Genomic DNA, 15,892 nt, shown 5'->3' with positions numbered 1-15,892 from the left:
TCTTTATATTTTTAGTATATACAACATACCATGTTTTGTAAATACCTTACCGCAACATTTTTGTAAAAATATAGAACCGCATCAAAATATCGTAATAAAACTTATTTTGATACAGTTCATATTATAAAATTGCTATTCTATTTCATAAACTCTTGTGTAGCGTAATATGTATTTCCTATTTTATAAACTCCTACTCCAATAGAAGTAAAGTTAGGAGAAAGTATATTAGCTCTATGTCCTGATGAGTTCATCCAATTAGTCATAAATTGGTTAGCTATATTTGAATCTCCTGAATATCCACCTAAATAAGCTATATTCTCTCCCCATGCATTATATGAAACTCCATCAGCTTTCATTTTAGCTGTTATTAATTGTCCATTTGGATCTTCATGTGAAAAATATTTTCTCACTCCCATATCCTCTGACTTAATACGAGCATATTTTTGCATAGTGTTACTATAACTTAAAGGTGCAACCCCTGCCTTATCTCTTTCTTCATTAACCTTATTGAATATCATTTGTTCAATTTGAGCTATATAAGAACTACTATTATTTGATTGCTCTACTGGTTTCTCAACTTGCTTTTCTACAGGTTTATTTTCTTGTTTTTGCACAGAATCCTTATTAGTTTCTTTCTCTACTTTATTATTTTCAACTGGTTTTTCTTCTTGTTTATCCTTTGAAGGATTTGCCTCTTTATTGTTACTTTGTGCAACTTCTTTATTTTCATTATTTGATTGAATAATCTCTAACTTTCCATTTTCATAATTAGATTCTACCTTTGTCTCTTCATCTTGTGGAGTATTTTTAACAATCTCTTCTTTTTTAGTAGTATCTGTTACTTTATCCTTAGAAAAATTCTTACTTATATTCTCAAAAACTTTAGTAAAAGGATTACTGCTTAAAATATTAGTTTCTTCCTTGGATTCCTCTCCTTGTTGTGCTTCTACCTTTTCTGAACTTTCATTTGAAACACTTTGGTTAGCTTGTACATTTTTATGAGATATATTATTACTATTAAAATATCTCACCCCAGCACCTCCAGAACATAATCCTAAAGATAATAATATAGAAATTAAAAATTTACTCATGTTTTTCCCTCCTAGTTATCCTTTGTTTTTCCTAATAAGTATAACTAAAATCCTTTTAGTCTTTCTTTGTAGAGGCTATTACTACTTAAATAATTTATTATATTTAAGTAAGAATAAAACTAAAAATCATTTAGCTATTAAATAAAAAAAGTGTTCTATCTTAACTACCTCTATATGTATAAGTCATCTTGGCTTTTACATCTTCTTGTAACCTTTAAGATCAACACTTTTTTCTAGCTTAGGAATGAATAAATTATAAAGTCTTGTCCATAGACTTTAAATGAATTATATATGAATATTTAATCAATCTCCAGTTTTTCTCCTAAAATTCCCCAATATTATTACTGGTTATAAAGTAAAAATAACTCTACAATAATAAATTATTCACCTCCCCCCTATTTTTTCCTATTAATTCCTATATAAATTATAAGGATATTTGTTCTTAATTTAGCTAATAATATTAATGGACCCTCTTACTCTTAAAAATTATAATTTCGACAGTTGTCGTCCTTTCAAAAGTTACATAAAAAGGAGTTATATCAATTTAAACTTATAAATAAAAATTATAAATTCTTAGTGAAATTCACTAATTCTCCAAATATATTTATAATTCTTATATCTAAGTTTTGATATAACTCCCTCTTTTTATTTTAAATTCCTTAACTAAATTTCAAATATATCTTTAATCATAAATTAATCTAAAGCAAAACTTCACTTTAAAATATAATCCATTTCTTTAATTTAAAATTACTTAATTCTTCCTATAAAAATACTAATAAGTTAACTCTACTTAACTTCTATAGAAATTTCTTCTTCAAAGTACATGCTCTTAACCTTTATTTTGCAAAGACCTTTTTTCCCTTGAGTTCTTACCCAGAAAGCTGTTGCTCCACCAGAAATTCCAAACTTACTTGGTCCCATTATACTTAAAGGTCCATCTATTTCTACTTCAATAAAATCATTATTTAAGAAAAGAACCTCTCCTAAATTATCTAAAAGTTTAACCACGATTCTAGTAGCATCATAACTTGTTTTATCTAATGAAAGTTCTAAATTATCTGGTGTAACTTCAAGTTTATTCATGCTTCTAAGTTCACCTATTTCTTTTGAAATAACCTCTTTATTATCTATAAAGCCTTTTATTATTAAGGAGTTTTCCTTATCTCCCCAACCTCCAGCTAATTTATAAACTAAAGACATTATTTTAAATACAGGTATATTTACTCTTTCACTAAATTCTTCAATATATTTAAAATCTTCTTCAGCTAAATTAGTTAAATTAGAATCTTTTAATTTATTTAATACAAAGTCTTTAATTTCTTTTTTTGCTTCTTCAGTAAGAGGTATTTCTGAATCCATAGATAAAATATGTGAAACCTCTATTGGTGGATGTGGTAAATTAGGAAACTTTTCTTTGTTAGGATAATAAGTATCTATATATATTCCATCTTTAAATATTTTTATATAATCACAGTTTGTAAGCACTATAAATGGAAGTATTGCTCCTCCATCTCTTTCTCCCTTAGCCCCTAAAGTAATAGGCTCTAAAACCACACCATCTTCTACTTTCTTTTGGCTAGCATATGAATAAGCTGCATACTTAGGATTTCTAAACATATCAGAAACTCCATGGTAACAAATTTTATCTCCTGAACCAAAGGAACTATGTGTATTATAATCAAAAGCACACCATCCTATGGCTCCACTTATTTCATCTAAGCCAAAGGATTCGTTAATAACTCTCAAATGTCTATAAGCATGTTCAACTTTTTTACATTCTTGATCAAAGCTTTTTGTTGGATACATATGCCCATTATACTCAGTTACTAAATAAGGAACTTTATCTGCTTGTCCTGTTACTTCACTTTGAGTTCTTAATACTTTTTCTCCCCCACTGTGTATAAAATCATTCATGGTATAAACATCTTCTAGGAAATCACTATTTTCTAAGTATCTAACCCCACCCGTTTGTCTAATAGGATCTAAACTCTTTGCCATAGCATTAGTTTTCACATAAAAATCATGACTATCTTGAGACTCATTTATTCTAACGCCCCATAAAACTATGGAAGGTCTATTATAATCTCTTTTTATCATTTCCTCTACATTTTTAATAGATTCTGCCTGCCAAGCTTCATCACCTATATGTTGCCAACCAGGTATCTCTTCAAAAACTAATAATCCAATCTCATCACATTTTCTTAAGAAATGTACTGATTGTGGATAGTGAGATGTTCTAACTATATTAAGTCCTAATTCATATTTTAAAATTTCAGCATCCTTTTCTTGAACTCTTTGAGGCATAGCATATCCTACATATGGATAAGCCTGATGACGATTTAATCCAACAAGTTTTACTCTTCTTCCATTTAAATAGAAACCATCTGCTCTAAATTCAGCCTCTCTAAATCCAAAGGTATCTTTATATTCATCTATAACTTCTGAATCCTTTAATAACTTAACTTTTATTTCATAAAGCTTAGGATTTTCTATATCCCATAACTTAACCATATTTAATTGGTCTATTTCTATATTTTTAATACTTGTTCCTTCTTCAATTGGTAACTTTGTACTTAAAGTTTCTTCAAAAGTATCATCACCAAACTCTACAACAATCTCTAAATCATCTCTATGCTCTTCAAAATTGTTTATTTCTATATCAAGTTCTAATCTTTTTTCTTCCTTTAAGCAATCATATGCCCTTGCATATAAATTATTTATAAATATAGGTTCAACTATTCTTAAGGAAACCTCTCTATATATTCCTCCATAGGTTAAATAATCAACAACATATCCATGAGGAGGTATATCAGGTCTTTCTGTGGAGTCAACAACAACTTTTAATATATTATCTTCATTAATTTTTAAAGCCTCAGTAATATCTATTGAAAAATTAGTGTAACCCCCCTTATGTCCACCAACATGAATTCCATTTAAATATACCTCTGCAGCTATCATAACTCCTTCAAAATCTAAAAATACTTTTTTCCCTTTGATACTATTATCAAATTTTAAAGTTTTAACATAAGTAGAAACAAACTGATATGATTTTTCATCAAAATAATTATATGGTAACTCTATATTTGTATGAGGTAAATCTACCCTTTCAAAATTACTAAAATCAAACTCATTTTTTAAATACTCATCTTTGTAATCATTTGCATAAAACCATTGATCATTGATATGAATTATTTTCCTCATAAATTCTCCTCCTAATTTTACGATTAATTATATAAACCTTAAGTTAATTATTACCATATATACATTATACATGTTTTCTTATGAACTTTCTTTTAACAATTAAAAGTAATGAAATTTTTAAATAAATTTATCTCATTTATTGATTTATTTTATTCAAGTATACTAATCTCATTTTACAATTAAATTAAATATAATAATTGTATATTAAAGCTAACTTAGGAGTATTATATGAATCATGACTATATTTTAGGTAAAGAAAAAAGTTTCACTGCTCTAATGAAATTAAGTATTCCGGCAACCGTAGCTATGCTTATCAATGCTATATACAATATTGTTGATACAATTTTTGTAGGTCGTGAAATTGGAGCATTAGGAATAGCAGGTGTCTCAGTATATCTTCCTTTACAAATGATTATGATGTCCTTGGCATCATTAATTGGTGTTGGTACAGCCTCAATTTTTTCAAGAAAAATTGGTAATAATGATTTAGAAGGAGCTAATAAGGCTTTTGGTAATTTAATTCTATTAGTTTACTTATTTTCCATATTTACATTTATATTTGGATTTATATTTCTTGAGGAACTTGTAAGATTTCTTGGTGCTAGTAATGAGGTTTTACCTTATGCAATAGATTATGCTAGATCAATACTTCCTGGTGTTTTATTTTTCCCAATTTGTGTAGCAGCTAATAATATAATAAGAGCCGAAGGAAGTGCAAAGGATGCTATGTGTTGTATGTCTATTGGTATGATCTCAAATATATTTTTAGATTATCTATTCATATGCAAATTAAACATGGGCATAACTGGAGCTGGTTTAGCAACATCAATTTCAAAATCATTAAGCTTTTCATATTTAACTTATTATATTTTAAATAAGTCATCTGTAAAATTAAAACTTAAGTATTTAAAATTTGATTTCTCAATATTAAAAAAAATTATTTCTATAGGAACATCCGCCTTTATAACTCAAGTATCTATTAGTTTAGTTGCACTTCTACTAAATCATTCTTTAGTTAAATATGGCGGCAACTTTGCCTTATCTATATACGGAATAATATATAAACTTACCTTATTCATACAAATGCCCTTATCTGGACTAGTACAAGGTATGCAACCTATTATTGGATTTAGTACTGGAGCCAATAATAGAACTAGAGTTATTAATACCTTTAAATTAACTTTAATAATATCAACCTTTATTGCTACAACTCTAACACTAATAATATTAATAAAAACTGATATGTTTATGAAATTATTTACAACAGATATAAATCTAATAAATGAAGGAAGTAAAGTATTAAAAAGCAATATAATTATGTATCCATTTCTTGGTATATATCTAACATCTATTGGCTTCTATCAATCAACAGGCAAAGGAAAGGAATCATTAATTTTATCTTTACTTAGACAATTTATTTTCTTTATTCCTCTTTCGATAATATTACCATCATTATTTAATCTTGGTATATGGGGCATATGGTTGGCATTTCCTATTTCAGACTTCTTAGCATTCATATGTACATTAGTAATTGCTAAAATAACCATTAATAAAAAGTCTATAAACCCTAAAATTATAAATTAAACCTTAAAAGAGATACTTATGTGACTAAGCCACACAAATATCTCTTTTAAAATATCTATAATAATTAATTTTCTTCTATTAACCTTTCTAATCTCTCATTTAGTAGATTTACCTTTAAACCGATACTATTTTCTTTTTCCTCTAATTTTCTTATTAAATTTAAAACATTATTACGAAAATCCTCAATCTTATATAAAGAATCATTGATTTCTCCTTGAACTGAAAAATCACTAAATATATTGTCAAAGAAAATATCAAAGGTATAAGAAAATCCACTTATATTTAAGCCTTCATTAAATATAGAGGTATCTACATCCCCTAATTCCTTATTTAATCTATCTACTGAATAACTAAGTCTCTCCATATAAGTTTTAGCATCATCTATTCTATTATGTTTGATTGCTGAAGAAATCATTCCTCCCCCAACAATATCATATATTCCCCAATTTTTAGCACTCCTTAAGGATTTTAAGGTTTCTTCACTAATCATTAAGCAATTATTAGCTTCTCTTAAGGCTTCTGAAATTTCTGTCTTATTACTTAGTAAGTCCTTTATTTCATTTTCTATTTCAATTATTTCATCTCTTATATTTAGATTAAACTTTTTAACTAACTCTCTCTTCTCATTTATAAGATCTTTATACTTACCTTCAATATTAATTAACTGCCCTAATCTGTTGTTATTTTCTTCTACATCATATCTTAACTTTTCCACCTTAAACTTAAAGTTATCATACTTAAGTTTTGCCTCTAAATACTCTCTTTCCTCTTTTTCTAACTTCTCATCCTTATTCCTTAATATATTAGATATTAAATTAGAAAAAGATAAACTCTTTAACTTTTGAACATCATTAAGCTCCTTATTTAAACTCTTTTCAAGCTCTAGTAATTCTTTCTCCTTATTATCCAATTCATTTTCAAGTGATAAATTCCTCTTTTCAAGTGTTTCCTTTAAAGCCATATTTTCACGACATTCTTTTATTTTTTCATTTAAATCTTTAAGCATAATTTATTTTGGGGTATATAAAAATAAGCCTTATAAAAAATATTAAGATAATACATTCATAATCTTTATATAAAACTTTTAATATGCCCCTTTTCACCTCCCTAAAATCTTCTACATATATTTAATAAATTTTTAAATTAAACCCTAATATATTTATATCCTCATTTTTATATAACTTAGTATTATAATTCTTTCTAAGTTATATTGAATTAAAATGATCAACCCCACATTCTTGATAAAATTTTATTGATTAATCCTAATATTTAATTAAGGAATATTCAAACAAACTATCTTTTTTATAATTACTCATATTAAATGGCAAATACATAATAAATATTCCTAATACAAAAATAAAATATGCAAAGATTGACGTTGTAATTATATTATTTTCAACATTTATGAGATTAAGTATTTCATATCCATTTGGTGGATTTAAAAAAGCATAATTGGCATTAAATAAATAATTTGCTATAAAAGCACAAATTGCAAATATAAAAGAAAAAATAAGTGCTTGTTTTACATTTTTTCTTTTTACTCTAAATTCCTCTATTAATATTATATATAATGATGCTATCAATAAAAAATAATGCCCTATAAAAAATGTATAGTAAGTTATATGAGGAAAAATATAAGAATTAGTTATAGGGATTATTAATGCTCCTATGGATCCTATTGTTCCCCAAAAATAAGCTATTGACTTTGCAAAGTCATTACTTTTCCATATTAATCCTATTGCTGCCATAATTATTGCAATTCTACATGGATACAAAGGTAAACTTTCTTTTAAATAAAAATTAGGAAACCTTAAATACCATATTGCTAAAAATATTTGAGTTGATACTAAAATAAGTGCTATAGATATTTCAAATACTCTCCTATATTTCCATGTCTTTATTTTTTCTTTAAATATAATCCCTATAAATATGGTTATTATTACACATAAAATAATTTTAAAATGTAAAGATGAAAATAACGGGAAAGTATAATCATCTGTTTCTATCCTAAATATTTCATTGCTAAACGCTAACAATCTATTCAAAGTATTATATCTACTCAAAAATATTATGCTGAGTAGTCTCCTCCTTGACTTTATTTTTAAACTATATTCTAAAACTCTATTAATTTATATATCTTCTAGAATTTATACTCATATACTTAATAATCCCTTATATAATCACATCCTTCTTTAACTTAACAAATTTATTTTGTTTATTATATTATCTATTTTATCACATAAGAAACAAATTATTTCTTAATTTATTCTTTAAAATATTTTCTTTATTCTTTTTATTATAAAAAATTAAAGCTACTAATTTATTACTTAAATCATTTCTTCATAAAATTAGTAGCTTCTTATTTCTATTATTGAATTATTTTTAATATTATCTTTATTTATATACTTTAGTAAATCTTATCTTTTAATTAAAAGTTATAGTATTCTTATTTAATACTCTTAAATTCAAAGCCTTTACTTTGTAAGTACTCTATTATTCTTGGTAAGGCTTTAACTGTTTCTTCTTTTCCATAAGTATCATGCATTAAAACTACTACACTATCTGCATTAGGTCCTAAAGCTTCTACACTTTTCTTAGCAAATTCAACTAATTCATCTGCATTTTTCTTTTTCCCTTCTGCATCTCCATTTAATGCATTCCAATCAATATTTTCTATTCCCTCTTGAATCATTTTTTCCTTCATAGGTGTTCTATCTTGCCAAGACCAGTATCCCCCTGGGAATCTAACTACTTTTGTTGAGAAATCTTCACCTAAAACTTCTTTCATTAGATTTTCATTCTTATTTATGTCTGACATTATGTTATTTACATTCATCTTTCTATTAGGATAAAGATATTTGTAATCGTGACTATATGTATGATTTCCTATAGCATGTCCATTTTTAACAATCTGCTTTAATAATTCCTTTGATTTCTCTCCAGCACTTATAGAATTTCCTGTTACAAAGAAAGTTCCTTTTATATTATACTTATCCAAAATCTTTAAAACTTCTGGTGTATTAGTTGTTGATGGACCATCATCAAAAGTTAAATATGCTATCTTCTTACCATCTTTTCTAACTGGATACTGTAATGTTCCTTTTAGAAGACCGTTAGTGTGTTCTGATACAACTTTTCCATCCTCAGCATTTGGATCTTTATCAAAAGGTAAATACTCTAATTCATTTGTCTTTGATTTATCTTTACCTTCTGTATTTTTTTCATCTGCTGTATCCTTAGCTTCTACAGATTCTTTATTTTCTGTTGCCTCAACCTGTTTTTTATTTAGTGAGTTGCATCCTACAAAAGCTCCTAAGCATATTAACATACTAAAAACAAGACCAATTTTAATTATTTTTTTCATCTATTTATCCCCCATGTTTATTGATTATTGCAAATTTATTATATAAAAATATAAAATATAAAAAAATACAAAATAGAAACAAAGCGTTTAAAATTATTTTACTTTTTTATGTTATTTTAAAGAATAAAATATTTAAACCTACAAATTTATATACTCAATTACTATCTTAACATACTTTTATAATCTATAATTAAAATAAATTTAATAAAAAATAAAAAGCCACTAATTTAAGTAGCTTTTTAGACGGTTGCCCATGCCATATAATAGTCATCTTCATTATCCTTATTAAAATTAACCTTAACAACCTTATAAGAACTATCATTACAGCAACAAATCATTCTATTACCATATTCATCATAGATTCCTTTTTCATAATATTCTTTTAAAGAAATAAAATCATATCCTAAGGAATGTACTATATCTTTTAAATTTTCTACTCCAGTTCCTCTTATACCTAGCTCCCTTATTACATCGCATTGACACTCTTCACATAGTGTCATGGCATACAAGTTTAGCTCATCATCATAAAGAACTAACTCTACAGTACCATATTTAGTTAATAAATTTTTAAGGTTTTCTTTAAACATAAAATTCTCCCCCTTAAGTATAAACATATCATTACATTTATATCCTATAAGTAAAGATTTCATACATTAATTAACTTATGTATCTTAAAATTTATTATACTCCTCTACATTTTCTCAATCAAACCTACATAGAAAGCTTAAATCAGTAAAATTAATCAATATTCTTATTCAAACTAATATTTGTTTACTTTTATACTAAAAATACAAATTTTCTTTTAATAACTCTTTTATTTACTTTAAAATTAAATATTTAAACATATTTATTTACTTTTATAATAAGCTTTATTAATTTTCTTGGGTAATTTAAAGAATATTAAAACATATTTGCTTTTATACTTAATTTTATAAATTTACATAGAATTTATTACACAAAAAAACTTTAAATTATTTCTTCTTAAATAGTGCTTTTACCTCTCTTTTTACAACATCAAAGAAACTTAATGACTTAACTATACGATTTGCATCAACATATTTTCTAACAGTACGAAGTACTTTCTTTGTGTCTTTAGAAGAAAATGAATATGTACCATTTTTCTTAGTTTTAATTGCATATCGTGGAATCCACTTTCCTTTGAACATAACTGATGCAATTACATAGTCAACTTCTTCCCAAGGGATTTGAATGAACTTTCTATAATCATTAGAATTATAAAATTCAAATCCTTTATCACCAATCATTATTTGTCCATAATCAGCAAGACCTGAAAAAGATGTTGCATCAACTACTAAATCCACTTTTGTATTAAGTGATTGAACCATAGATCTACCTCTTTTCTAATTAAATATATAAACTTATTTTACTTAATTATTTCTTTTCAAAATAAATAGTTCTTATGAAAATTTTTTATAAAGGCTCTTTTATCCTTTTTATTTTTAAGAAAAGCCTAGGCTAAGTAAAAATATTATACTAACCTAGGCTAAATAAAAAATATTACATTAATCCTATTACGTGGAAAACAATACCGATTACGAATAAAGCAAGAATAATTACAATTGGAGATACTTTCTTTTTAAGTAACCACATACAAAGGAATGTTAATAATAATCCTGCAAGACCAGGAATTAATGAATCTAAGTTTCCTTGTAATGTTGTAACTTTCTCAGCAGTTAAAGATAATCCAGCTGATTGTTGTAATAAGGCTTCCTTAATACCTTCTGCACCTGCTGGAAGGCTATTCCAATCAATATAAGCACCTGGGCTTAATTGAACTGTTGATACTACTGGAGCAAATTTAATAGATACCCATCTATTAACTAGTGATCCTAATATAAACATACCAAGTATAGATGCACCTTTTGTAATATCTTGTAATAAGTTTCCTGATAAGTCCTCTGTAATACGAGAACCAGCTTTATAACCAAATTCTTGTGTGTACCAAGTAAATGCCATACGGATAATATTCCAACCTAAGAAGAATATTATTGGTCCTAATATGTTACCAGCCATAGCAAGTGAAGCACCTAATGCTCCTAATATAGGTCTAACAGTAAACCAGAATACAGGGTCTCCGATACCTGCTAAAGGTCCCATCATACCAACTTTAACCCCTTGAATAGTTACATCATCTACTTGAGCTCCATTTGCACGATCTTCTTCTAATGCTAATGTTACACCAATGATAGGTGAAGCTACATATGGGTGAGTGTTGAAGAATTCTAAGTGACGTGTTAATGCCGCTGATCTTTCTTCTTTAGTTTTGTATAATTTTTTGATTGCAGGAATTAATGAGAATGCCCAACCACCATTTTGCATTCTTTCATAGTTCCAAGATCCTTGAATGAAAGTTGAACGCCACCAAATAGAAAGACGATCTTTTTTTGTTAATTTTAAATTTTTCTCCATTTTCGTCTTCTCTCCCTTCTTAGTATCTATCGATAATATCGCCTACTGGATCTCCTATGTTTGATCCACCATTACCTGAGCCACCTTTTTTGCTAAGTGCTAAGTAAATAAGAGCTAAAGCTACACCAATTGCACCTAATCCTATAAGTGTAAGTTGAGGAATAGTTGCTAATACAAAACCGATTGCAAAGAATGGCCATACTTCTTTTGTTGCCATCATGTTAATTACCATTGCGTAACCAACAGCTACTACCATTCCACCACCTACTGCTAAACCATCTGTTAACCAAGCAGGCATAGAAGCAAGTAATGCGCTTATTGGACCAGCACCTATTAATAAAATTAATGCAGCTGGTAATGCTATACGTACACCTTGCATAAGAATAGCAATGAAATGCCACATTTCAACTTTTCTTATATTACCTTCTTTAGCAGCAGCATCCATAAGGTGTACAAATGCTGTAGCTATTGTACGACAAATAATTGTTAATAATAATCCAGCAACAGCTAGTGGAATTGCTATAGCGATAGCTGAAGATATTCCCGCTTGCCCTTCTCCACTAAGAACTAAGATAATTGCAGCTGCAACAGATGCTAATGCTGCGTCTGGTGCTACGGCAGCACCTATGTTTGCCCAACCTAAAGCGATCATTTGAAGACTACCGCCTAGGATTAAACATGGTATTAAATTACCTGTAACTAAACCTATTAAAGTACAAGCAACTAATGGTTGATGAAATTGGAATTCGTCTAGGATCCCTCCCATACCAGCTAAGAATGCAATAATAATAACTAATATTATTTGAATTATATTTAAATCCACTGTTATTAATCCTCCTTTTCATTAAAATAACTTATTTATATTAAATCAAATTATTTTAATTTATTTAATTCCTCTTGTGCTTTTTTAAGAATTTCATCCATATTTCCTTTTGTATCATTTGGAACTTTACGAACATCAAAATCTAATCCAGCTTCTTTAAGTTTATTAAAAGTGTCAATATCTTCTTGATTAAAAGCAAGTACTTTATTTGGTTGAACCTTACCTGGAGAGTGTGCCATAGAACCAACATTAACTGTCTTTATAGGTACTCCTCCCTCTACTGCTCTAAGTACATCTTCTGGGTTTTCAAAAAGAAGTAATGCACGCTGTCCTCCAAAGTGTTGATCATCTTTTGCAAGCTTAATCATTTGACTAACTGGAACAGTATGCGCTTTAACTCCAGGAGGAGCTGCTTGTTGAATCAATTTCTTACGAAGTTCATCTTTAGCTACATCGTCTGATACAACAATAATTCTTGTTGGTTTTACAGTTTTTGTCCAAGCAGTTGCTACTTGACCATGAAGTAAACGTGAATCAATACGTGCCAAAACGTATTCAAAAGAGCCAGGCGCACCTACATTGTTAGATTGTTGAACAGAATCTGTAGTAGCTTTAGTAGACTCTTCAGGTTCTAATGATTCAGGCTTAACTTTAACTCCTTCTCTAGCTGACTTTAGGATATTAGCAGCAATTTCTTGTGCTGATTCCATTGAGAAACGAGAAGCATAAGCTTCAATAACCATTGGTAAATTCATACCAGCTACGATTGCCCATTTGTCTTTATGTTCTTCAACTAGGCTATCTGCTTGGTTAAATGGTGTTCCACCCCATAGATCAACTAAGAATAAAACCTCATCTTGATTATCAAAGGAAGCGATTGCTTCTTTCATTTTTGCTCTAATATCATCAGGTCCTTCACTCGGCATTAATGTAACAGCTTTTACATTTTCCTGTTCTCCAAAAATCATTGAGCCAGATTGTAATATGCCTTTAGCAAATTCCCCATGACTAGCAAGAATAATTCCTACCATATGTATACCTCCTATTTTTTTATTCTTTAAGACAAATTTTTCACTTTATCTTACGTTAATTTTACAATTTTTACATCAGTTTTACAAGCCTTATGTAAATTTTAAACATATATATATTTTTCAAAAATACAAATTCTATTAAATAAATAATACCTCTTTAAGCAAGTATTTATCTATATAATGAACATTTTTATCACTTATGATAATATATTAAACCATTTTAAAAAATTTTCAAAAAATTCAAACTTTATTTTGACAAATTATAAAAGAAGTACACCTATTAATTATACTTCTTCTATATTTTTTCTATTCATTTTACATTTTTTCTATTTTAATCTTTCAATCAAAAATCTAACCACTGCATCATCATTATTATTGCCAATAATCCCCGTAGCTATGGCCTTTAACCCAGCTGAAGCATTTTCTAAAGCATAACATTCATCTGCAATTTCAAACATAGGAACATCATTTTCTCCATCACCAAAAGTTATAACTTTACTATGTTCTACATAATCCGCCAAAAATTTTATTCCATTAGCTTTTGAAGCCTCCTCATTATATACATCTAAGAAAAAAGCTCCTTCGTTATATATATCTTTATAACAATTACCAGTAACACCTTTTACTTTCAGTATCTTCTCAAATAATTCATGAGCTATAAGTTTATTATCTTCAAAAAACACAAAATTTATTATTTGATTATCATCTAAAATATCTAAATAATTTTCAACTTTTTTAAAAGACTTAAGTTTTTTATTGCATCTTTCCTCATAATATTCTCTCTCAAAATCATAAGTAAAATCTTTATGATAAACCCATAGATAATCATCTTTTATCCCATAAAGAAAGAATGTTTTGTTATATTCTTGAAGTATTTTGATAATCTCTTTGACACTTTCTTTGTCTATTTCTTTAACATCTATATATTTTTTCTTTTCAATATCAAAAATTATAACTCCATTCATAAGAACAACAGGTGTTTTTATATCTATTCCATCTAAAATATCTGAAACAGTAGCTGGACTTCTAGCTGTTGCAATTGCAAAATTAATCCCTGTGTTTATAAGTCTATTTAATTCCTTTTTAGAATAATCTGATATAACTTGATCCTTATTTAATAAAGTTCCGTCTAAATCTGAAACAAATAACTCCATTTAATACCTCTTTCTCTAATGTCCTAAACATTAATTACCTTTTTTTATCTAATATACAATATATCTAAATATTATTCAAAGGAGTATATGAAAAACCATTTATTAAAATAATTATCTTTCAATAAATGACTTTTGAAAACTTATATTTATTTTATTTTCTTATTTAATGATGTTTCTATTATTAAATCTATAAATTTTGAATATGATATTCCTCTAGATTCTGCACTTTGTGGAAATAAACTTGTAGCTGTCATACCAGGTAATGTATTTACTTCTAGTATATATGGAACTCCTTCTTCTGAAATTATCATATCCACTCTAGCATAAACTTCACATTTTAATACTTCAAAAGTTTTTAAAGCCATTTCCTTAACTTCATCATATAAAGATTTTTCTAACTGAACTGGTAAATGTTCTGCTCCATTAGCTGCATACTTTTGCTTATAATCATAAAAATCTGCTTTGCTCTTTATTTCAAGAATAGGAAAAAGATCTTCATTAAATATAGGACAAGTAATTTCTCTTCCTTTTATAAAGGATTCAATTATTACTTCTTCATCATATTTTAATCCTTCCATAACAGCATTTTTTATATCTTCTTTTTTATAAACCTTAAAGGTAGCTACACTTGATCCTCCATTATTAGGTTTAACAAAAACTGGATAGCTAATTTCCTCAATCTTGTCATAATCTATTTCCTCTATAGACTTCACAGTTATCCATTTTGCTGTTCTTATGTTTTCAGCTTTTAAAACCTTCTTACTTAGATTTTTATCCATACATAAAGAACTACTTAAAGCTCCACATCCTGAATATGGTATATCCATTATATCTAATAAAGCTTGAACTGTTCCATCCTCCCCAAATTTACCATGTAGTGCTAGTAAAGCAAAATCTAACCCTTTAACTTTTTCTAAGATATCTCTTTTATTATTTATAATTATTTTACTAACTTCATACTTTTCTTTATCTATATGATTAAAAATTGATTCTCCACTTGCTAAAGAAACTTCTCTCTCTGAAGAAATTCCTCCCATTATTATTCCAACCTTCATATTATTGTCCTCCAACTATAATTATTATAAGTAAATCCAAATTTAACTCTATAATATTATTATAGAATTTTTGCATATAAAGGTAAGAACCACATAGGCTTTAATTTTATATAATGGTGGCCTAATAAAAAATGATATTAGATAGAATATAAAATATTT

General features: G+C 27.4%; 13 protein-coding genes. 1 reads left to right on the top strand and 12 read right to left on the bottom strand.

Going from position 1 to position 15,892, the window contains the following annotated elements; all coding sequences use genetic code 11:
- Positions 1-137 precede the first annotated feature (137 nt).
- Positions 138-1,091, bottom strand: coding sequence for a CAP domain-containing protein (locus GOM42_RS04490; protein WP_110077323.1), 954 nt, complete (start codon positions 1,089-1,091; stop codon positions 138-140).
- A 786-nt stretch (positions 1,092-1,877) separates the two neighbouring features.
- Positions 1,878-4,292: a glycoside hydrolase family 2 TIM barrel-domain containing protein gene (locus GOM42_RS04485; RefSeq protein WP_078233460.1), complete on the bottom strand. Its 2,415-nt coding sequence runs from the start codon at positions 4,290-4,292 to the stop codon at positions 1,878-1,880.
- Between the two features lie 228 nt (positions 4,293-4,520).
- Between GOM42_RS04485 and GOM42_RS04480 the strand changes: the two genes are divergently transcribed.
- Positions 4,521-5,876, top strand: coding sequence for an MATE family efflux transporter (locus GOM42_RS04480; protein WP_078233459.1), 1,356 nt, complete (start codon positions 4,521-4,523; stop codon positions 5,874-5,876).
- A gap of 64 nt (positions 5,877-5,940) precedes the next feature.
- Here the strand turns inward: GOM42_RS04480 and GOM42_RS04475 are convergent, their stop codons facing one another.
- From GOM42_RS04475 to GOM42_RS04430, 10 genes are all read right to left on the bottom strand, one after another.
- A complete protein-coding gene (locus tag GOM42_RS04475) occupies positions 5,941-6,882 on the bottom strand; it encodes a hypothetical protein (protein WP_078233458.1) in 942 nt (313 codons plus the stop codon).
- Positions 6,883-7,138: 256 nt separating this feature from the next.
- Positions 7,139-7,921 carry a TIGR02206 family membrane protein gene (locus GOM42_RS04470; protein WP_004457173.1) on the bottom strand — a complete coding sequence of 261 codons (783 nt, stop codon included), beginning with the start codon at positions 7,919-7,921 and terminating at the stop codon, positions 7,139-7,141.
- A 401-nt stretch (positions 7,922-8,322) separates the two neighbouring features.
- A complete protein-coding gene (locus tag GOM42_RS04465) occupies positions 8,323-9,240 on the bottom strand; it encodes a polysaccharide deacetylase family protein (RefSeq protein WP_060796594.1) in 918 nt (305 codons plus the stop codon).
- A gap of 239 nt (positions 9,241-9,479) precedes the next feature.
- Complete coding sequence (locus GOM42_RS04460) at positions 9,480-9,827, bottom strand: hypothetical protein (protein WP_078233457.1); 348 nt, start codon at positions 9,825-9,827, stop codon at positions 9,480-9,482.
- A gap of 384 nt (positions 9,828-10,211) precedes the next feature.
- Positions 10,212-10,586 carry a DUF956 family protein gene (locus tag GOM42_RS04455; protein WP_003449204.1) on the bottom strand — a complete coding sequence of 125 codons (375 nt, stop codon included), beginning with the start codon at positions 10,584-10,586 and terminating at the stop codon, positions 10,212-10,214.
- Between the two features lie 172 nt (positions 10,587-10,758).
- Positions 10,759-11,670: a PTS system mannose/fructose/sorbose family transporter subunit IID gene (locus tag GOM42_RS04450; RefSeq protein ID WP_003449308.1), complete on the bottom strand. Its 912-nt coding sequence runs from the start codon at positions 11,668-11,670 to the stop codon at positions 10,759-10,761.
- A gap of 19 nt (positions 11,671-11,689) precedes the next feature.
- The gene (locus GOM42_RS04445; protein ID WP_003449250.1) at positions 11,690-12,493 is read right to left on the bottom strand and encodes a PTS mannose/fructose/sorbose transporter subunit IIC; all 804 of its coding nucleotides are present in this window, start codon (positions 12,491-12,493) and stop codon (positions 11,690-11,692) included.
- Between the two features lie 50 nt (positions 12,494-12,543).
- On the bottom strand, positions 12,544-13,524 hold the full coding sequence (locus GOM42_RS04440; RefSeq protein ID WP_003449270.1) for a mannose/fructose/sorbose PTS transporter subunit IIA: 981 nt from the start codon (positions 13,522-13,524) through the stop codon (positions 12,544-12,546).
- 326 nt (positions 13,525-13,850) lie between these two features.
- The gene (locus tag GOM42_RS04435; RefSeq protein ID WP_078233456.1) at positions 13,851-14,678 is read right to left on the bottom strand and encodes a Cof-type HAD-IIB family hydrolase; all 828 of its coding nucleotides are present in this window, start codon (positions 14,676-14,678) and stop codon (positions 13,851-13,853) included.
- Between the two features lie 146 nt (positions 14,679-14,824).
- Positions 14,825-15,733: a D-alanine--D-alanine ligase gene (locus tag GOM42_RS04430; RefSeq protein WP_078233455.1), complete on the bottom strand. Its 909-nt coding sequence runs from the start codon at positions 15,731-15,733 to the stop codon at positions 14,825-14,827.
- Positions 15,734-15,892: the final 159 nt, after the last annotated feature.

Source organism: Clostridium sp. 16K-1-R1 (assembly GCF_023921145.1).
GTDB lineage: Bacteria > Bacillota > Clostridia > Clostridiales > Clostridiaceae > Sarcina > Sarcina perfringens.
The sequence above is the reverse complement of the archived record's forward strand: the minus strand, read 5'-3'. Positions and strand labels throughout refer to the sequence as shown.

Coding starts and splice junctions, on each gene's coding strand:
- GOM42_RS04490 (WP_110077323.1), bottom strand. CDS start 1,091: ATGAGTAAATTTTTAATTTCTATATTATTATCTTTAGGATTATGTTCT.
- GOM42_RS04485 (WP_078233460.1), bottom strand. CDS start 4,292: ATGAGGAAAATAATTCATATCAATGATCAATGGTTTTATGCAAATGAT.
- GOM42_RS04480 (WP_078233459.1), top strand. CDS start 4,521: ATGAATCATGACTATATTTTAGGTAAAGAAAAAAGTTTCACTGCTCTA.
- GOM42_RS04475 (WP_078233458.1), bottom strand. CDS start 6,882: ATGCTTAAAGATTTAAATGAAAAAATAAAAGAATGTCGTGAAAATATG.
- GOM42_RS04465 (WP_060796594.1), bottom strand. CDS start 9,240: ATGAAAAAAATAATTAAAATTGGTCTTGTTTTTAGTATGTTAATATGC.
- GOM42_RS04460 (WP_078233457.1), bottom strand. CDS start 9,827: ATGTTTAAAGAAAACCTTAAAAATTTATTAACTAAATATGGTACTGTA.
- GOM42_RS04455 (WP_003449204.1), bottom strand. CDS start 10,586: ATGGTTCAATCACTTAATACAAAAGTGGATTTAGTAGTTGATGCAACA.
- GOM42_RS04450 (WP_003449308.1), bottom strand. CDS start 11,670: ATGGAGAAAAATTTAAAATTAACAAAAAAAGATCGTCTTTCTATTTGG.
- GOM42_RS04440 (WP_003449270.1), bottom strand. CDS start 13,524: ATGGTAGGAATTATTCTTGCTAGTCATGGGGAATTTGCTAAAGGCATA.
- GOM42_RS04435 (WP_078233456.1), bottom strand. CDS start 14,678: ATGGAGTTATTTGTTTCAGATTTAGACGGAACTTTATTAAATAAGGAT.
- GOM42_RS04430 (WP_078233455.1), bottom strand. CDS start 15,733: ATGAAGGTTGGAATAATAATGGGAGGAATTTCTTCAGAGAGAGAAGTT.